This is a genomic window from Halorubrum sp. AD140 (assembly GCF_034497445.1).
Classification (GTDB): Archaea; Halobacteriota; Halobacteria; order Halobacteriales; family Haloferacaceae; genus Halorubrum.
In genome coordinates this window covers 1-13,104 of sequence record NZ_JAXRUU010000040.1, presented here as the reverse complement: position 1 = coordinate 13,104, position 13,104 = coordinate 1, and the positions used below count along the sequence as shown (strand labels likewise).

16 protein-coding genes are annotated in these 13,104 nt (G+C 71.8%); 3 read left to right on the top strand and 13 right to left on the bottom strand.

Annotated features, from left to right (window positions below; translation table 11 throughout):
• Window positions 1-5 precede the first annotated feature (5 nt).
• The 3 genes from purM to U4E84_RS10870 form a co-directional block, all read right to left on the bottom strand.
• Window positions 6-1,049: a phosphoribosylformylglycinamidine cyclo-ligase gene (gene purM, locus U4E84_RS10880; protein WP_322532117.1), complete on the bottom strand. Its 1,044-nt coding sequence runs from the start codon at window positions 1,047-1,049 to the stop codon at window positions 6-8.
• 86 nt (window positions 1,050-1,135) lie between these two features.
• Window positions 1,136-1,804 carry a metalloprotease gene (locus tag U4E84_RS10875; RefSeq protein ID WP_322532116.1) on the bottom strand — a complete coding sequence of 223 codons (669 nt, stop codon included), beginning with the start codon at window positions 1,802-1,804 and terminating at the stop codon, window positions 1,136-1,138.
• On the bottom strand, window positions 1,801-3,642 hold the full coding sequence (locus U4E84_RS10870) for a TraB/GumN family protein (protein ID WP_322532115.1): 1,842 nt from the start codon (window positions 3,640-3,642) through the stop codon (window positions 1,801-1,803). The genes U4E84_RS10875 and U4E84_RS10870 overlap by 4 nt, the downstream gene beginning before the upstream one ends.
• A 109-nt stretch (window positions 3,643-3,751) precedes the next feature.
• Here U4E84_RS10870 and U4E84_RS10865 point away from each other — a divergent pair, with 109 nt between their 5' ends.
• The 3 genes from U4E84_RS10865 to U4E84_RS10855 all read left to right on the top strand — a co-directional run bounded on the left by U4E84_RS10865 (window position 3,752) and on the right by U4E84_RS10855 (window position 5,510).
• A complete protein-coding gene (locus tag U4E84_RS10865; protein WP_322532114.1) occupies window positions 3,752-4,435 on the top strand; it encodes a helix-turn-helix domain-containing protein in 684 nt (227 codons plus the stop codon).
• 76 nt (window positions 4,436-4,511) lie between these two features.
• Window positions 4,512-4,964, top strand: a complete 453-nt coding sequence (locus U4E84_RS10860; protein WP_322532113.1) for a bifunctional nuclease family protein — start codon at window positions 4,512-4,514, stop codon at window positions 4,962-4,964.
• A 105-nt stretch (window positions 4,965-5,069) separates the two neighbouring features.
• The gene (locus U4E84_RS10855; RefSeq protein WP_322532112.1) at window positions 5,070-5,510 is read left to right on the top strand and encodes an acyl-CoA thioesterase; all 441 of its coding nucleotides are present in this window, start codon (window positions 5,070-5,072) and stop codon (window positions 5,508-5,510) included.
• Between the two features lie 21 nt (window positions 5,511-5,531).
• On the opposite strand, the gene U4E84_RS10850 is transcribed toward U4E84_RS10855, so the two are convergent.
• From U4E84_RS10850 to U4E84_RS10805, 10 genes are all read right to left on the bottom strand, one after another.
• Complete coding sequence (locus U4E84_RS10850) at window positions 5,532-6,053, bottom strand: DUF123 domain-containing protein (protein ID WP_322532111.1); 522 nt, start codon at window positions 6,051-6,053, stop codon at window positions 5,532-5,534.
• Window positions 6,050-6,484, bottom strand: a complete 435-nt coding sequence (locus U4E84_RS10845; RefSeq protein ID WP_322532110.1) for a DUF393 domain-containing protein — start codon at window positions 6,482-6,484, stop codon at window positions 6,050-6,052. Before U4E84_RS10845 ends, U4E84_RS10850 begins: the two co-directional genes overlap by 4 nt.
• 75 nt (window positions 6,485-6,559) lie before the next feature.
• Window positions 6,560-6,844 carry a hypothetical protein gene (locus U4E84_RS10840; protein WP_322532109.1) on the bottom strand — a complete coding sequence of 95 codons (285 nt, stop codon included), beginning with the start codon at window positions 6,842-6,844 and terminating at the stop codon, window positions 6,560-6,562.
• Between the two features lie 57 nt (window positions 6,845-6,901).
• Window positions 6,902-7,978, bottom strand: a complete 1,077-nt coding sequence (locus tag U4E84_RS10835) for a metal ABC transporter permease (RefSeq protein WP_322532108.1) — start codon at window positions 7,976-7,978, stop codon at window positions 6,902-6,904.
• Window positions 7,978-8,718, bottom strand: coding sequence for a metal ABC transporter ATP-binding protein (locus U4E84_RS10830; protein ID WP_322532107.1), 741 nt, complete (start codon window positions 8,716-8,718; stop codon window positions 7,978-7,980). The genes U4E84_RS10835 and U4E84_RS10830 overlap by 1 nt, the downstream gene beginning before the upstream one ends.
• Window positions 8,719-8,836: 118 nt before the next feature.
• The gene (locus U4E84_RS10825) at window positions 8,837-9,937 is read right to left on the bottom strand and encodes a metal ABC transporter solute-binding protein, Zn/Mn family (RefSeq protein ID WP_322532106.1); all 1,101 of its coding nucleotides are present in this window, start codon (window positions 9,935-9,937) and stop codon (window positions 8,837-8,839) included.
• Between the two features lie 153 nt (window positions 9,938-10,090).
• On the bottom strand, window positions 10,091-10,585 hold the full coding sequence (locus tag U4E84_RS10820) for a YbaK/EbsC family protein (protein ID WP_322532105.1): 495 nt from the start codon (window positions 10,583-10,585) through the stop codon (window positions 10,091-10,093).
• A 118-nt stretch (window positions 10,586-10,703) separates the two neighbouring features.
• The gene (locus U4E84_RS10815) at window positions 10,704-11,429 is read right to left on the bottom strand and encodes a ribosome assembly factor SBDS (protein WP_322532104.1); all 726 of its coding nucleotides are present in this window, start codon (window positions 11,427-11,429) and stop codon (window positions 10,704-10,706) included.
• An 87-nt stretch (window positions 11,430-11,516) separates the two neighbouring features.
• Entirely contained in the window at window positions 11,517-11,717 is a 201-nt protein-coding gene (locus U4E84_RS10810; protein ID WP_322532103.1) for a hypothetical protein, read from the bottom strand.
• A 106-nt stretch (window positions 11,718-11,823) separates the two neighbouring features.
• Window positions 11,824-13,104, bottom strand: a 1,281-nt coding sequence (locus U4E84_RS10805) for a CRTAC1 family protein (RefSeq protein ID WP_322532102.1), incomplete at its 5' end; no start/stop codon positions are given.

The window sequence follows — 13,104 nt, the reverse complement described above, 5'->3', positions numbered from 1 at the left end:
ACGGCTCACAGCTCCAGTCCGCGGATCGCGACGCGTCCGTCGTCGCCACCGCCGTCCGCCACGCGCCCAATCACGCGCCCGTCGGTCGCGGCCGCCAGCGACTCGGCGTCGTCCGGAGCGAGGGCCGCGACGAAGCCGGTCCCCATGTTGAACGTCCGGTGCATCTCCTCGTCGCAGACGTTCCCCTCGGCCTGCACGAACTCGAAGACGGGCTGGGGGTCGAACGCGTCGTCGACGACGTACCGACTCGCGCCGAGCCGCGTCAGGTTCGTCCAGCCGCCGCCGGTGACGTGGGCCGCTCCGCGCACGCCGTGTGCGCGCATCGGGTCGAGCAGGTCGGCGTAGATCCGGGTGGGCTCCAACAGCGCCTCGCCGACCGTCTCGTACCCCTCGAACGGACACGGGTCGGCGTACGCGTGCTCGCGGGTCGCGGCCTCGCGCGCGAGCGTGAGCCCGTTCGAGTGGATCCCCGAGGAGCGCCAGCCGACCAGCGCGTCGCCCGGCTCCGCCGCGCCGTCGAAGACCGCGTCTTTCGCGGCGAGTCCGGCGCAGGTCCCGGCGAGGTCGAGCCCGCGGATCACGTCCGGCATCACCGCCGTCTCGCCGCCGACCAGCTCCATGTCGGCGAGTTCGGCGCCGCGGGCGAGCCCCGCGCCGACCTGCTCGGCGAACCGCTCGTCCGGCTCGTCGACCGCGAGGTAGTCGACGAACGCGACGGGCCGGACGCCGGCGGCGACGAGGTCGTTGACGTTCATCGCGACGCAGTCGATCCCGACCGTCGAGTAGTCGCCGAGCGCCTCGGCGACGAGCAGCTTCGTCCCGACGCCGTCGGTCGCGAGCGCGAGGTACCGGTCGCCGATGTCGAGGAGGCCGGCGTAGTCGCTGTCGGACCCCTCGCCGCCGCCCGCGCCCACCGCGCCGACGAGCGCCGCGGTCGCCGCCTCGCTCGCGTCGATGTCGACGCCCGTGTCGGCGTAGGTGAGTTCGTCGCCCGCGCCCGTCTCCCCCTCGTCGCCCCCGCCCGTCTCGTCGCCGTCGCCCTCGGTCATGTGTGTCGAGGGACGCCGGCGGAGCAAAAGCGCACCGTTCCCCGCGAACCGCGAGCGCGACCCGCGGAGCCGGCGGGCCGCCCGTCTCAGAACGGCCCGCCGAACCCGAGCCCGCCGACGAAGACGAGCCCGACCGTGAGCAGGACGGAGGCGACGAAGAAGCCGGCCCAGACCGCCTTGCTCCAGTCGAGTACGGTCTTCCCGTCGAGCGGGCCGTACGGGATCAGGTTGAACGCCGCGAGGAAGACGTTGATCGCGATCCCGCGGGAGCCGATCAGGGTGATCACGGGGCTCCCGACGACCGGACCGAGCAGGAGCGCCGGCAGGAACACGAGCGTGAGGAGCAGGTTGACGACCGGACCGGCGAGCGCGATGTGGCCGTGCTCCTTCGGTGTCAGCCGCCCGCGGTGGTGAACCGCCCCCGGTGCGGCGAAGATGAACCCGAGGAGCGAGCTCATCACGGCCAGGAACAGCATGCTGTTGTCCGCGCGGAACTCGGCCACCTGGTCGTAGTGGACCGCGACCACCTTATGGGCGATCTCGTGGAGGAGGAACGCGACGCCGGCGGTGAGCAGGCCGACGAGCAGCGGCGGGACGACGCCCGCCGCGAGCAGCCGGTCGAAGCCGGCCGTCCCGTTCACGAAGAAGAACGTGAACGCGACGCCGAGCGCGAGCCACGCGACGAGCAGGTCGCGGAGCTCCGTGCCGCTGAAGTAGAGGCCGGCGATCCGGCGGCCCCGGAACGTCGAGCTCACGCGCCGCCCCCGCCCACGAGGGCGTTCCGGATCAGCTCGGCGCCGGCGCGAGCGCCGTCGATCAGCAGCCGCCCCACCTCGTCGACGCCGCCGACCTCGGCGCCGAACATCGCCGGGATCACGTAGACGGCGAAGAGGAAGCTGGCGACGATGCTACCGACGTTCGTCATGGCGACGACGACGATGAGCTTGAACAGGGGGACGTCGAGCATCGCGGAGACCAGATCGGCGGGGGACAGCGCCTCGTCCGAGAGCAGGTCGTTGAGCGTGCCGATGTCCCCGACGTTCACCGTGAGGTGCCTGAGCTCGACGTAGCCCGTGAACCAGCCGGGCGCGAGCATCGGGTTGATCGAGGTCATCCAGGCGACCGCGCCGCCGACGCCTGCGGACGTCCACCGCGCGCCGGCGACCTTCGCGAACGCGAACGTGAAGGCGCCGTTGACGAGGAACCACGCGCCGAACAGCCGGAGCAGGAAGGCGTTCTCGACGCCGGCGAGCGCCAGCAGGACGAAGAACCCCACGAAGCCGACGGTGATCGCGTAGCCGATCGCCTTCTTCCACGGGAGCTTACCGCCGCCGCGGTCGCGGCCGACGAGGCCCTCCATCGGGGGGAGCGTCTCGGGGCTCGCGAGGTATCCCTCGATCCCCGCCCGGTGGCCCGCGCCGACGACGGCGACGACGTCGTGACCGGCCTCTCTGAGGGCGACGAGCCGGTGAGCGATGAAGGCGTCGCGCTCGTCGATGAGCGCCTCCGCGCCGCCCGGCGAGAACTGGCGGAACTCCTCCATCATCATCGTCACCACGTCGGTGTCGGTGAGCTCCTCGACGTCGAGCTCCTCGATGCCGCCGTGAGCGGGCTCCTCGTCGGCGCCGACCAGCCCGAGCAGCGCCGCCACGACCACGCCGAGCGTCAGCCCGATCGCGATCCCGAGCCCGAGGCTGCCGAGCGCCGTCACGGCGAATCCGCCAAGGTACGTCGAGACGAAGCCGTCGACGACGCCGAACGCCGCGGCGGCGATTCCGGCCCCGACGCCGAGCGAGACCGCGGCGTAGAGCCGCGCGTCCGGCGAGAGCCCGACCTTGCCGACTTGATCGACCGCGATCCCGACGGCGACGGCGACGAGCACGCCGCCGGCGACGCTCGTCAACAGCGCGTCGGATATCCCGAGGGCGCCGCCGAACAGGCCGATCGCCGGGCCAGCGAGGAGCCCGACGAACAGCCCCGCGAGCACGCCCACGACCCGGGAGTCGGTGACGCCGAACGCGAGCCCGCCGACCATCCGGAGCTTCTCCGTGACCGTCATCCGCGCCCAGAAGCGCTGGATCGTCGTCTGGATGTCTCGGTCGACGAGGGCGACGTCGATCCCGAGCGCCTCCGCGACGTCGATGGCCGCTCGCATGTCCGCGCCCGGCTCGATGTCGAAGCGCTCGCCGAGCTGGGTCTGGACGTACGAGAGCATCCAGTACGCGAGGAACTGGAAGACGGTGTTGCCCCGCAGGAGGTCGCCCGCGTCGAGGTCGTCGGGCGTCTCGCCCTGCAGCTGTCGGTACCGGCCCTCGTCGAGCTCGACGGCGACGACGTCCGGTCGCTCCCGCTCTATCGTCTCCTCCACCTCGTCGACCGAGCGGTCGGAGACGTGTGCGGTCCCGACCACCGTCACCGATCCGGCCTCGCCGTCGCGTGCGACCGGCGGGTTCTCGCCGCCGGTGGCTCTCGCGGAGTCGGGCGCCGCCGAGGAACCGGACGCCGCCGCGGAGTCGGACCCCATCGAGGATCCGGGATCGCTCGCCGTCGGGGGCGCGGACCCGCCGTCGGAGCCCCCTGGCGTCTCTGTCATTGCCACGACGTACTCCGTCGCCGCGTTTAGGGTTTGTGAGTCGGCCGGATGGGCGATCACCTCTCGTCGATCCAATAAATTTGTATTCTCACGGGGCAGAGAGGAGCGTATGTCCCGGCTGTTGCCCTCCCTGCCGGATGCGACCCCGGACGACAGAGAGCCGCGGGTCGTCGGCGTCGACGACGAGGACGCCGACGACCTCATCGCCGCGCTCGGCTCCGAGACCGCTCGCGAGCTCCTCACCTGCCTCCACGACGATCCGGCGACGAAGTCGGAGCTCGCCGCCGAGGTCGACACCTCGCTCCAGAACGTGCAGTACCACCTCTCGAGGCTCGACGACGCCGACCTGGTCGACGTCGTCGACACGACCTACTCCGAGAAGGGCCGCGAGATGGACGTGTACGCGGCCGCCGACGAGCCGCTCGTGCTGTTCGCCGGCGGCAGCGAGGAGTCGGCCGGGATCAAGAGCGCGCTGATGCGGCTGCTCGGCGGCTACGGGCTCATCGGGCTGGGAGCCCTCGCCGTCCAGCGCGTCCTCTCGGTCGCGGACCCGACGGCGCGCGTGACGACGACGACGGGCGGCGACGACGCGGGTACCGCGACGGACGACGCGGCGGACGGCGCGGCGACCGAGAGCGAGGACGCCGCCGTCGACGGCACGGTCGAGTACGTCGTCGACCCGATCGCGGACTACGCCGTCTCGCTGCTCGAACCCGGCGTCGTCTTCTTCCTCGGCGCGGCGCTCGTGTTCACGCTCGCGTGGGCGTACTGGTATCGGACCGCCGGTCGCTGAAGGGAGCGGGCCCCGCCGAGTCGAGCGCCCGCTCCGGGTGGGACAGCTATTCAAGCCGGCACCGCCAGGATCCGGTATGGAACACGAAGCCGAGGTCGTCGGGGTCGGAGCGGGCTCCGCGCCGGGCGGCGACGTGCCGGCCGTCATCCTCTCCGTTCGGGACGAGTACGTCCCGATCTTCGTCAGCGCCGACCAGGCGCAGTCGATCGGGATCGCGCTGGAGGGCGAGCCGTTCGATCGGCCGCTGACGCACGACCTGCTCGTCGACATCCTCACCGAGTTCGGCGGGGCCATCGACCGCGTCCGGGTCGACGACCTCCGCGACGGGACGTTCTACGCGAAGGTCGACGCGGAGCGGTACGAGGACGGCGAGCCAGAGCGGTTCGTCTTCGACGCGCGCCCCTCCGACGCGCTCGCGCTCGCCGTCCGCGTCGACTGCCCGATCGTCGTCTCCGACGAGGTGATCGACGAGGCGGGACGCTCTCAGGACTCCGTCCGCTTCGACGACGGGCCCCCGGAAGGCTCCTGACGGCGGCGTCGTCCCCCGGGCGGTGGCGTCCGGTGACCTTCGCGGAGACCGGGAGGTGCGGTGACCGCTGGAGGTTTCAAACGGCGACGCGATGAGGGAGGTACGATGCCCGACCTCATGGACACGTACATCGAGAACCGCTGGATGGTGCAGCCGAACCACGCGAACAACCTCGACACCGCGCACGGCGGAAACGTCCTCAAGTGGATGGACGAGGTCGGGGCGATGAGCGCGATGCGGTTCTCCGGCGAGACGTGCGTCACCGCTCACATGGACGAGGTGAACTTCAAGCGACCCATCCCCGTCGGCGACATCGCGCTCGTGAGAGGCTACGTCTACAGGGCCGGCGAGACCAGCGTTCGCGCCCGGGTACGCGTCTTCCGCGAGGAGCCCCGCAACGGCCGGCAAGAGCTCACCACCGAATCGTACATGGTGTTCGTCGCGATCGACGACGACCGCGAGCCGACGCCGGTCCCGGAGTTCACCGTCTCGTCCGAGCGCGGCGAAGAGCTCCGGGCCGAGGCGCTCTCAGACGAACCGCGGTAGGGTCGACAATCAGTAGGACGGCTACTCGCCGGCGACGACGTCGACCCGCGTGCCGCTCTCCGAGGCGCCACGCTCCGTGGCGCCGTCCCCGCCGAGCGCCGCGACCGACGCCTCGTGTGCGTCGCGGATCCGCGCGGCGAACGCGTCGAGCGAGTCCGCCCCGGCGGCGAGGTGACTCGGGCAGCCGCAGTCGGACGCGCCGAAGCCGTCGACCGGTCCCGCCGGGAGCCGGGCGGCGACCGCGCACTCGACGTCGGCGCCGACGCTCCGGACGACGCGGTCGATCCGGGTGGCCGGGTGGCCGAGCAGGTGGTCGACGTGCCAGTGGCGCACGCCGTGCTCGCCCCGCGCGGTCCGGCGGTGGCGGTCCACGCGGGAGAACCCGCCCGGGCCGAGCGCGCTCCCGGTGTACGCGTAGACGCCGGCGTCGAGGCGCTGCTCGCCGAGCGCGCCGACCGCGATCGCGGCGGGCGCCGCGAGCTCGACGAGGAGCGTGTAGGTGCCGCCGCCGGGGTCGCCACCGTCGATTCCGTCCCCGCTCACGAGGGCGCCTCCGGCGGGTCGCTCGCGGCCGGACGGAGGTCGTCGACGAGGTCGCGCGCGGCGTCGGTCAGCCGGTAGACCTCGTGGACGTCGTCGGGGTCGCGGCCGCGGCCCGACAGCGTCCCGACGACGTCGGCGATCCGGTCGTAGTTGTCGCGGACGAGCCCGCCGACGATCCCCGGCGTGCCCGCCCGGTCCGCGAGCTCCTCGGCGGCGGACCGACCGGCGTACACCCGTCGCTCGCCGGGGTCGACGAGCACCATCGCGAACGGCCGCGCGCCGAACTGCGCGTCGAGGAAGGGGCCGACCGGATCGGCCTCCCACGGCACCGCGACGACGCCGTCCAGCCGGCGGAGCGCGATCGCCGCCACCGAGCAGTACGGACAGTCGCCGTCGAAGATCAGCACCGGCGCGTCCGGGTCGGATCTCATGGCGACTCGTAGGGACCGGCGCGGCTTAAGCGGCCGGTCGACGCCGAAGAAGGGGGCGAAGCGCGCGAGCGCGTCTCAGTGCGAGTGGCCGAGCGCGTCCTCCAGCGACTGCCCGAACCGCTCCTCGAACAGCTCCGCGGCGGTGTCGTTCATCTCGGCGACGTCCTCGGGTACGTCGCCCTCGCTGTGGTGGGCGATGACGTGCGCCTGCTGGGCCATCGCCTGCACCACGACGTCGCTGACGACGCGAGAGGGCGCTTCGCCCTGCTGGCTGAGCACGTCGACGAGCCCGGCGGGCAGTTCGAAGGACTCCTCGTCACCGTCGGGGCCGGTGACCGTGTAGGTTTCCGTGTCTCCCATACGCCTCACTCGCGGTCGGGACATAAGGGTCTGTGGAAAGCGCCCGCCGAGATCGACTCACCCGTGCGCCGAGATCGCCTTCACCGAGAAGCCGGCGGCGGCGATGCTGGCGAGGTAGATAGCGATCGCGACGACGACGATCGAGCCGCCGGAGGGGAGTCCGAGCCCGACGGAGACCGCGAAGCCGCCGAGCACCGAGAGCTGCCCGAAGATCACGGAGAGGTACGTCGCCTCCCGGAAGCTCCGGGCGACCTGCGAGGCGGCCGCGACGGGGACGACGAGCATCGCGGCGACGAGGATCACGCCGAGCACCTGCATCGCGCCGACGACGACGACCGCGGTGAGCACGACCAACAGCGTGTTGTAGCCGGTGACGTTCAGCTGTGCCACCCTGGCCGCCTGTTCGTCGAAGGTGATGAAGAGGAGCTGCTTGTACGTCAGCGCCACGCCGGCGACGACGAGCACCGAGAGCCCGCCCATCAGCCGCGCGCCCTCGGCCGTGACGACCGCGAGGTTCCCGAACAGGTACCCTTCGATGTTGATCGCCGTCAGCCCGCGTCCGTAGCTGACGATCAGGGTGCCGACCGCGAAGCTCCCGCTGAGCATGATCGCGATCGGCACGTCGCCGTAGGCGTCGGTGCGCTCGGTGAGCCACTGGACGACGAGCGCCCCCAGGACCGCGACGACGAGCGCGACGAGCAGGAGCGAGCTCCCCCATCCGGTCGCCGCGTCGACGAGGATGCCGATCGCGACGCCCGCGAACGCCGTGTGCGCGAGCGTCTCGCCGATCAGCGCCATCTCCCTGTGGACGAGGAACGACCCGACGAGCGGCGCGACGACGCCGACGAGTACGCCGACCGCCATCGACTGCCACATGATCGGGTGCCGGAACACGTTCGTGCCGAACGCGGCGTCCATCCCGCGGCCGACAGCGCGGAACGCGGCGTACAGGTCGCTCGCGACCGGGAGGTCCCGGGCCCAGTAGAGGAGGACGAACCCGAGCATGACGAGCGCGACGACGGCCGTGAGCCCGATCCCGGCGAGCTCGACCCTCCGGCGGAGCCCGCGGTCGGGCCTCGCGTCCGCGTTCGAACTCGCGTCCCCCTCCCCGTCCGGCGTCGCGGTCTCGCTCATCAGTGGTGGTGGTGGACGACCTGGCCGGTCGCGCCGTACGCCTCAGAGAGGGCGTCGCTCTCGACGAACGACTCGGTGTCGCCGTGGTGGAACAGCTCGGTGTTGATACAGGCGATGCGGTTCGCGCGGTCGGTGACGACGCCGATGTCGTGCTCGATGAGGATGATGGTGATCCCGTCGTCGTTCAGCTCGTCGAGGAGCGCGTAGAACGCGTCGCGCGACTCGGCGTCGACGCCCACGGTCGGCTCGTCGAGCGCGAGGAGGTCGGCGTCGCTCGCGAGGGCGCGCGCGATGTACGCCCGCTGTTTCTGCCCGCCCGACAGCTCGGTGACGAGCCGGTCGGCGAGGGGACCGATCCCGACCGTCTCGATCGCGTCGGCGACGGCGGCGCGGTCGGTCTCCGAGAGCCGCCCTCGGCCGGCGTGCGCGAACCGCCCCATGGTGACGCACTCGCGGACCGTGACCGGCATCGCGCCGCCGCGGCTCGTCGCCTGCTGGGAGACGTAGCCGATCCGACCGCCGTCGTCGAACTCCTCCACCGGACGGCCGAACAGCTCCACCGTCCCCGCGTCGGGGTCGTGGAGCCCGAGCATGAGGTGCAGGAGGGTTGTCTTCCCGGAGCCGTTCGGGCCGATCAACCCGAGGAAGTCGCCCGCTTCGACCGTCAGGGAGACGTCTCTCACGGCGACGGTGTCGCCGTAGGAGAACGTCACGCCGTCGAGGTCGACGATTGCGGTCACTGCGTGTGTCGGACGTGGGTCGCCCGCACGTTTAGCTCTTTTACTCCGCGCTCGGCGCCGGCGACGGGGCGGTCGAGAGCGCCGGCCTCGGCGGCGGCCGACGCGCCGGGAGGTCGGTTCACTGCGCGCCGAACGCCCGCTCGAAGGCGGGAACGTTGACCTCGGTCATCTGCTCGAGATAGCCGTAGCCGGCGTCGTTCCACTCCCGGGTCGTCCCGCCGGCCGGCGTGACCGCCGCCGTCTCCGTCGCGTCGCTGTTCTCGACTATCGTCTCGGCGAGGGTGTCGGACTCGAAGCGGTCGTAGAGCACCGTGTCGATCCCCTCGTCGTTCACGACCTCGATGGTGTCGGCGATCTCGCTCTGGCTCGGCTCGTTCTGCGGAGAGACCCCGACCGGCGAGTGGAGCCGGAAGCCGTAGCGCTCCTCCAGGTACTGAAAGGAGTTGTGGCCCGCGAGGACCGCCACGTCGCGCGCGGCGTCCTCGGCGATCGACTCGAAGGCGGCGTCGACGTCGCCGAGTTGCTCGGCGTACTCGTCGGCGTTGGCCGCGTAGTCGTCGGCGTTGTCCGGGTCGGCCTCGCCGAGTCCCGTCGCGATCGTGTCGACGACGTCGGCCGCGATGACGGGGTCGACCCAGACGTGGGGGTCGAACTCCCTGTCGTCGTGGTCGTGCTCTTCGTCGTGGTCCTCTTCGTCCTCGTGGCCTTCTTCGTCCTCGTGATCGTGTTCATCGTCGTGGCCCTCTTCGTCCTCGTGATCGTGTTCATCGTCGTGGCCCTCTTCCTCGTTCTCGTGATCGTGCTCCTCGTCGTGGGAGTGGTCCCACTCCAGGAGGTCGTCCTCCAGGCCGGCGAGTCCGTCGATCACCGCGACGGAGTCGTAGTCGTCTTCGAGCGTCTCGGCCAGGTCCTGCGCCCACGCGAACTCCGGACTGTCCAGGTAGACGAAGGCGTCGGTCGAGGCGACGTCCGCGGCGAGGTTCCCGTCGGGCGTCCAGCCGTGACCCAGCTGGCCGACTTCGACGGGGTCCTCGAAGCCGGCGTGGTCGCCCGCGACCTCGTTCGTCCAGTCCGTGAGCGTGAAGAACGCGGTGTATCCTCCCTCGAACCCGTCGGAGCCGCCGTCGGCGGCGCCCGCACAGCCGGCTAGCGCGGCCGCCGAACCGGCCGCCAGCAGCCCCGCCCCGCGCGTCAGCACCGACCGACGTGTGTGTTCCATACCCGCCTCTTCCGCTCGTTAACAGAAAAAGTTTGTTATTTCATAAGCCCGAGTTAATAATCTGGGTGCGGAAGAGGGATCGCGGTTAACAACGCCGGCGGGGACGCTCTCCGAACGATCCTGCCCCGCCCGTCGGCTCCGTCGCGCTCGGGATCACTCCGTGAGATCGACGGTCGTCGCGTTCGCGAGCGCCGCGAGCCGCTCCGGGTCGATCGCGAACACGGCGCTCGGCGTCCCCGCCGCGCCGTAGACCGTGTCGTACGCGGCGAGGGTCGGGTCGAAGACGGTCGGCAGCGCGGCGTCGTGACACAGCGGCGGGACGCCGCCGATGCTCCAGCCGACCACCTCGCGGATCCGGCTCGGATCCGCCATCGACGCGCCGGCCGCCTCGAAGTGCGCCGCGACCGCGTCGAGGTCGAGCCGGTTCGCGCCGCTCGTGATCGCGGCGACGAGACGCTCTTCGCCGTCCGCGACGGCGCCGCCCGACAGCGACACGACGATCGTCGAGGCGATCGCCGCGGTGTCACAGCCGACGGCGTCGGCGGCCGCGGCCGCCGTCTCCGTGCCGGCGTCGAACTCCAACACGTCGAGGTCGACGCCGTATCGGTCCCGCGCCCGTGCCGCGAACTCCGCCGCGCGCTCGTGCATGAGGGGAAAGAGATCCGCGACGGGGCATGAAGCTCCCGGCCGCGGCACGTATGGCGACCGGTCGAAGCCGGCCTCGACTCCGACGTTGTCGCCACCACCGGTGCCTCGGATCGACTCCCTATCGCGTCCGCAGTTCGTCTTTGTCCTTAATCACGCGGGCGTCGCCCTCGCCGGAGGTGACCTCGTTGACGAGCTCGTACAGGTCGTTCTGGAGCCCGGCCGGGAACGTGAGGACGCCGACCCACGAGCCGTCGTTCTGCCACTCCTCGCGCTCTAAATCGCCGAACTCCCGGACCTGTGCCTGGCCGGACCCCGCGTAGTCCGCGGGGAGTCGGACCGCCATCGTCACCTCCTCGAACCGGATCGGGATGACCGGACGGAGCGCTTCGAGCGCGTCGTCGACCTGGTTCTCGACCGGCTCCATCGGATCGACCTGAAAGCCCGCCTCCTCTAACGCGCGCTCGATGCGCTCGGGCGGGTGCGGGGAGTCGTCCATCTGCGGGTTCACCGCGTTTCGCGTGATCGTCGTGACGAGCTGGTTGTGCTTCCGCTCCAGCATCTCCTCGCGCTGCTCGGCGGTGATCTGGATCTCGCCGCGCTCGATCACCTCCGGGATGATCTCCAGCGGGTCGGTCGTGCCGAACACGGTCTCTAAGTCCTCCTCGGCCGGTCGGTCGCCCCGCGAGGCGTTCTCGAACACGTCCTCGGCGGCGATCACGTCCTCCAGCTCGCCGTCGAACTCCCCGCGTTTCATCGCGAGCGCCGCGTCCGGATCGACCAACACCTCGAACCGTTCGCCGTGCGACTCCAGTCGTGCCGTCACGGCCTCGTCGAGCGATATCATACCGCTAGATACCACCCCCGTCCTGAAAAAGCCTCCCGCCCCCGCGGTCGTCGCCCGATCCCCGCGTGTGCTGTCCGGCGCTCCGGTTCAGCCGTCCGCCCACGGCCGCTCGTCCTCCCACTCGTCGCGACAGTCCGCCGAGCAGAACTCCCGGTGAACCGCGTCGTCGCCGTCGACCCACGTGACGGTCCGCCGGCCGACGCCCAGCGCCGGCCCCCCGCACGTCACGCAGCGCGGCGCTGTCTCCTCGTCGACGTCCTCCTCGAGGTCGGAAGTCGGGTCTACCATACCCGTCCGTACACCCCCGGGCACTTGAACATGCAAAGGGCGGCAGTTCTGGCCGCTCGGTCGCGACGTCCCGATCGCCTCGGAGCGGACGGACGCGTCGACAACGTCACCGACCCGCCGACCGGTCGCCGCGAAGCCGCCGCCCCTCGGTCGTCGACGGCCGTCGCGACGGATGTTCGACGGTGAACTCCGTGTCCGGGGCCGGATCCGCGACGACTCGCTCGCGGCCGTCCGGCCACCGGACGACCACCCGCGTCGGCGCCGCGCCACCGAGTCCGAAGTGCGCGACCGGCTCCGTCTGGCAGAGACACCCGCCGCCGGCGTCGACGGCCCGCCGCTGGACGCCGGCCGTCGTCTCCAGGCGGACCACGGCGCCGCGGGCGGGCGCGCCGTGACGGGTCGTCGGGCGGACCCGGAGCCACCCGGCGTCCGTCGCCGCCGGGACCGCGTACGCCGTGATCGGCTGCGCGGCGACCTCGCCGTGGACGACGACGAGCTCCAAGGCCCCGTCGCCGTCGAGGTCGGCCGCGACCGCGCCCGTGCCGAAGCCGTCCGGCTCGGCGGCCGGGCCGGGGTCGACGCGCCGCCAGCGCGCGCCGTCGACCGCTCCGCTCCCGGTCTCGTCGGCCGCTCCGCTCCCGTCCCCGTCGTCCGCCCGCTCGTAGAGCCGGTTCGGTTGGCCGCAGACGTTGTAGAACAGCTCCTCGCGCCCGTCGTTGTCGAAGTCCGCCGCGACCACGGTTCTGACGCGTCCGGGCTCCCGGAACGACGCCGGGGCGACGTCCGCGAACTCCCCGGTCGCGGTGCGGCGGAGGAGCCGGTTCGGGCCCCCCTCGTTGCCGACGGCGAAGGAGAACGTTCCCCCCTCGTCGACGAGGGCGGCGCCGCGAGTGTCCCCCGCGGGGTCGGCCAGCGCGTCGCCCCCGTCGGCCCGGTCGTAGTGACCCCCCTCGTTCCGGAACAGCCGGTTCGGCCCGCGCTCGACCCCCGCGAACAGGTCGCCCTCGCCGGAGCAGTGCGGGACCGCGAGCAGGGAGCGACAGCCGCCGTCGACCTCCAGCCCGACGGCGTCGGCCATGTCGGTGATCTCGCCGTCGTCCCCGAGTTCGTAGAAGGCGAGCGGCGCGGCGTACCCGGAGACGGCGACGCCGTACCGGCCGGTGCCGAGGCGGTCGAGCGCGGCGACCGACCGCCCAGCGCGCACGTCGAGCCGGTCGGCGTTCACGTCGAGCGCGAACACGTCGGTCCAGCGGAACCCGTCCGATTCGAGTCTGCTCAAGAGGAGGTCGGGGTCGCCGGCGCCGTCGGCGCCCCTGGCGCAGTTGTGGACGTACACCTCCTCGCAGCCGTCGGCGTCGAGGTCGGCCGCGCACACGCCCATCCCGTG

Excerpts from the sequence above, each read along its gene's own strand:
- purM (WP_322532117.1), bottom strand. The coding sequence starts at position 1,049 with ATGACCGAGGGCGACGGCGACGAGACGGGCGGGGGCGACGAGGGGGAG.
- U4E84_RS10870 (WP_322532115.1), bottom strand. The coding sequence starts at position 3,642 with ATGACAGAGACGCCAGGGGGCTCCGACGGCGGGTCCGCGCCCCCGACG.
- U4E84_RS10865 (WP_322532114.1), top strand. The coding sequence starts at position 3,752 with ATGTCCCGGCTGTTGCCCTCCCTGCCGGATGCGACCCCGGACGACAGA.
- U4E84_RS10860 (WP_322532113.1), top strand. The coding sequence starts at position 4,512 with ATGGAACACGAAGCCGAGGTCGTCGGGGTCGGAGCGGGCTCCGCGCCG.
- U4E84_RS10855 (WP_322532112.1), top strand. The coding sequence starts at position 5,070 with ATGCCCGACCTCATGGACACGTACATCGAGAACCGCTGGATGGTGCAG.
- U4E84_RS10845 (WP_322532110.1), bottom strand. The coding sequence starts at position 6,484 with ATGAGATCCGACCCGGACGCGCCGGTGCTGATCTTCGACGGCGACTGT.
- U4E84_RS10840 (WP_322532109.1), bottom strand. The coding sequence starts at position 6,844 with ATGGGAGACACGGAAACCTACACGGTCACCGGCCCCGACGGTGACGAG.
- U4E84_RS10835 (WP_322532108.1), bottom strand. The coding sequence starts at position 7,978 with ATGAGCGAGACCGCGACGCCGGACGGGGAGGGGGACGCGAGTTCGAAC.
- U4E84_RS10825 (WP_322532106.1), bottom strand. The coding sequence starts at position 9,937 with ATGGAACACACACGTCGGTCGGTGCTGACGCGCGGGGCGGGGCTGCTG.
- U4E84_RS10820 (WP_322532105.1), bottom strand. The coding sequence starts at position 10,585 with ATGCACGAGCGCGCGGCGGAGTTCGCGGCACGGGCGCGGGACCGATAC.
- U4E84_RS10815 (WP_322532104.1), bottom strand. The coding sequence starts at position 11,429 with ATGATATCGCTCGACGAGGCCGTGACGGCACGACTGGAGTCGCACGGC.
- U4E84_RS10810 (WP_322532103.1), bottom strand. The coding sequence starts at position 11,717 with ATGGTAGACCCGACTTCCGACCTCGAGGAGGACGTCGACGAGGAGACA.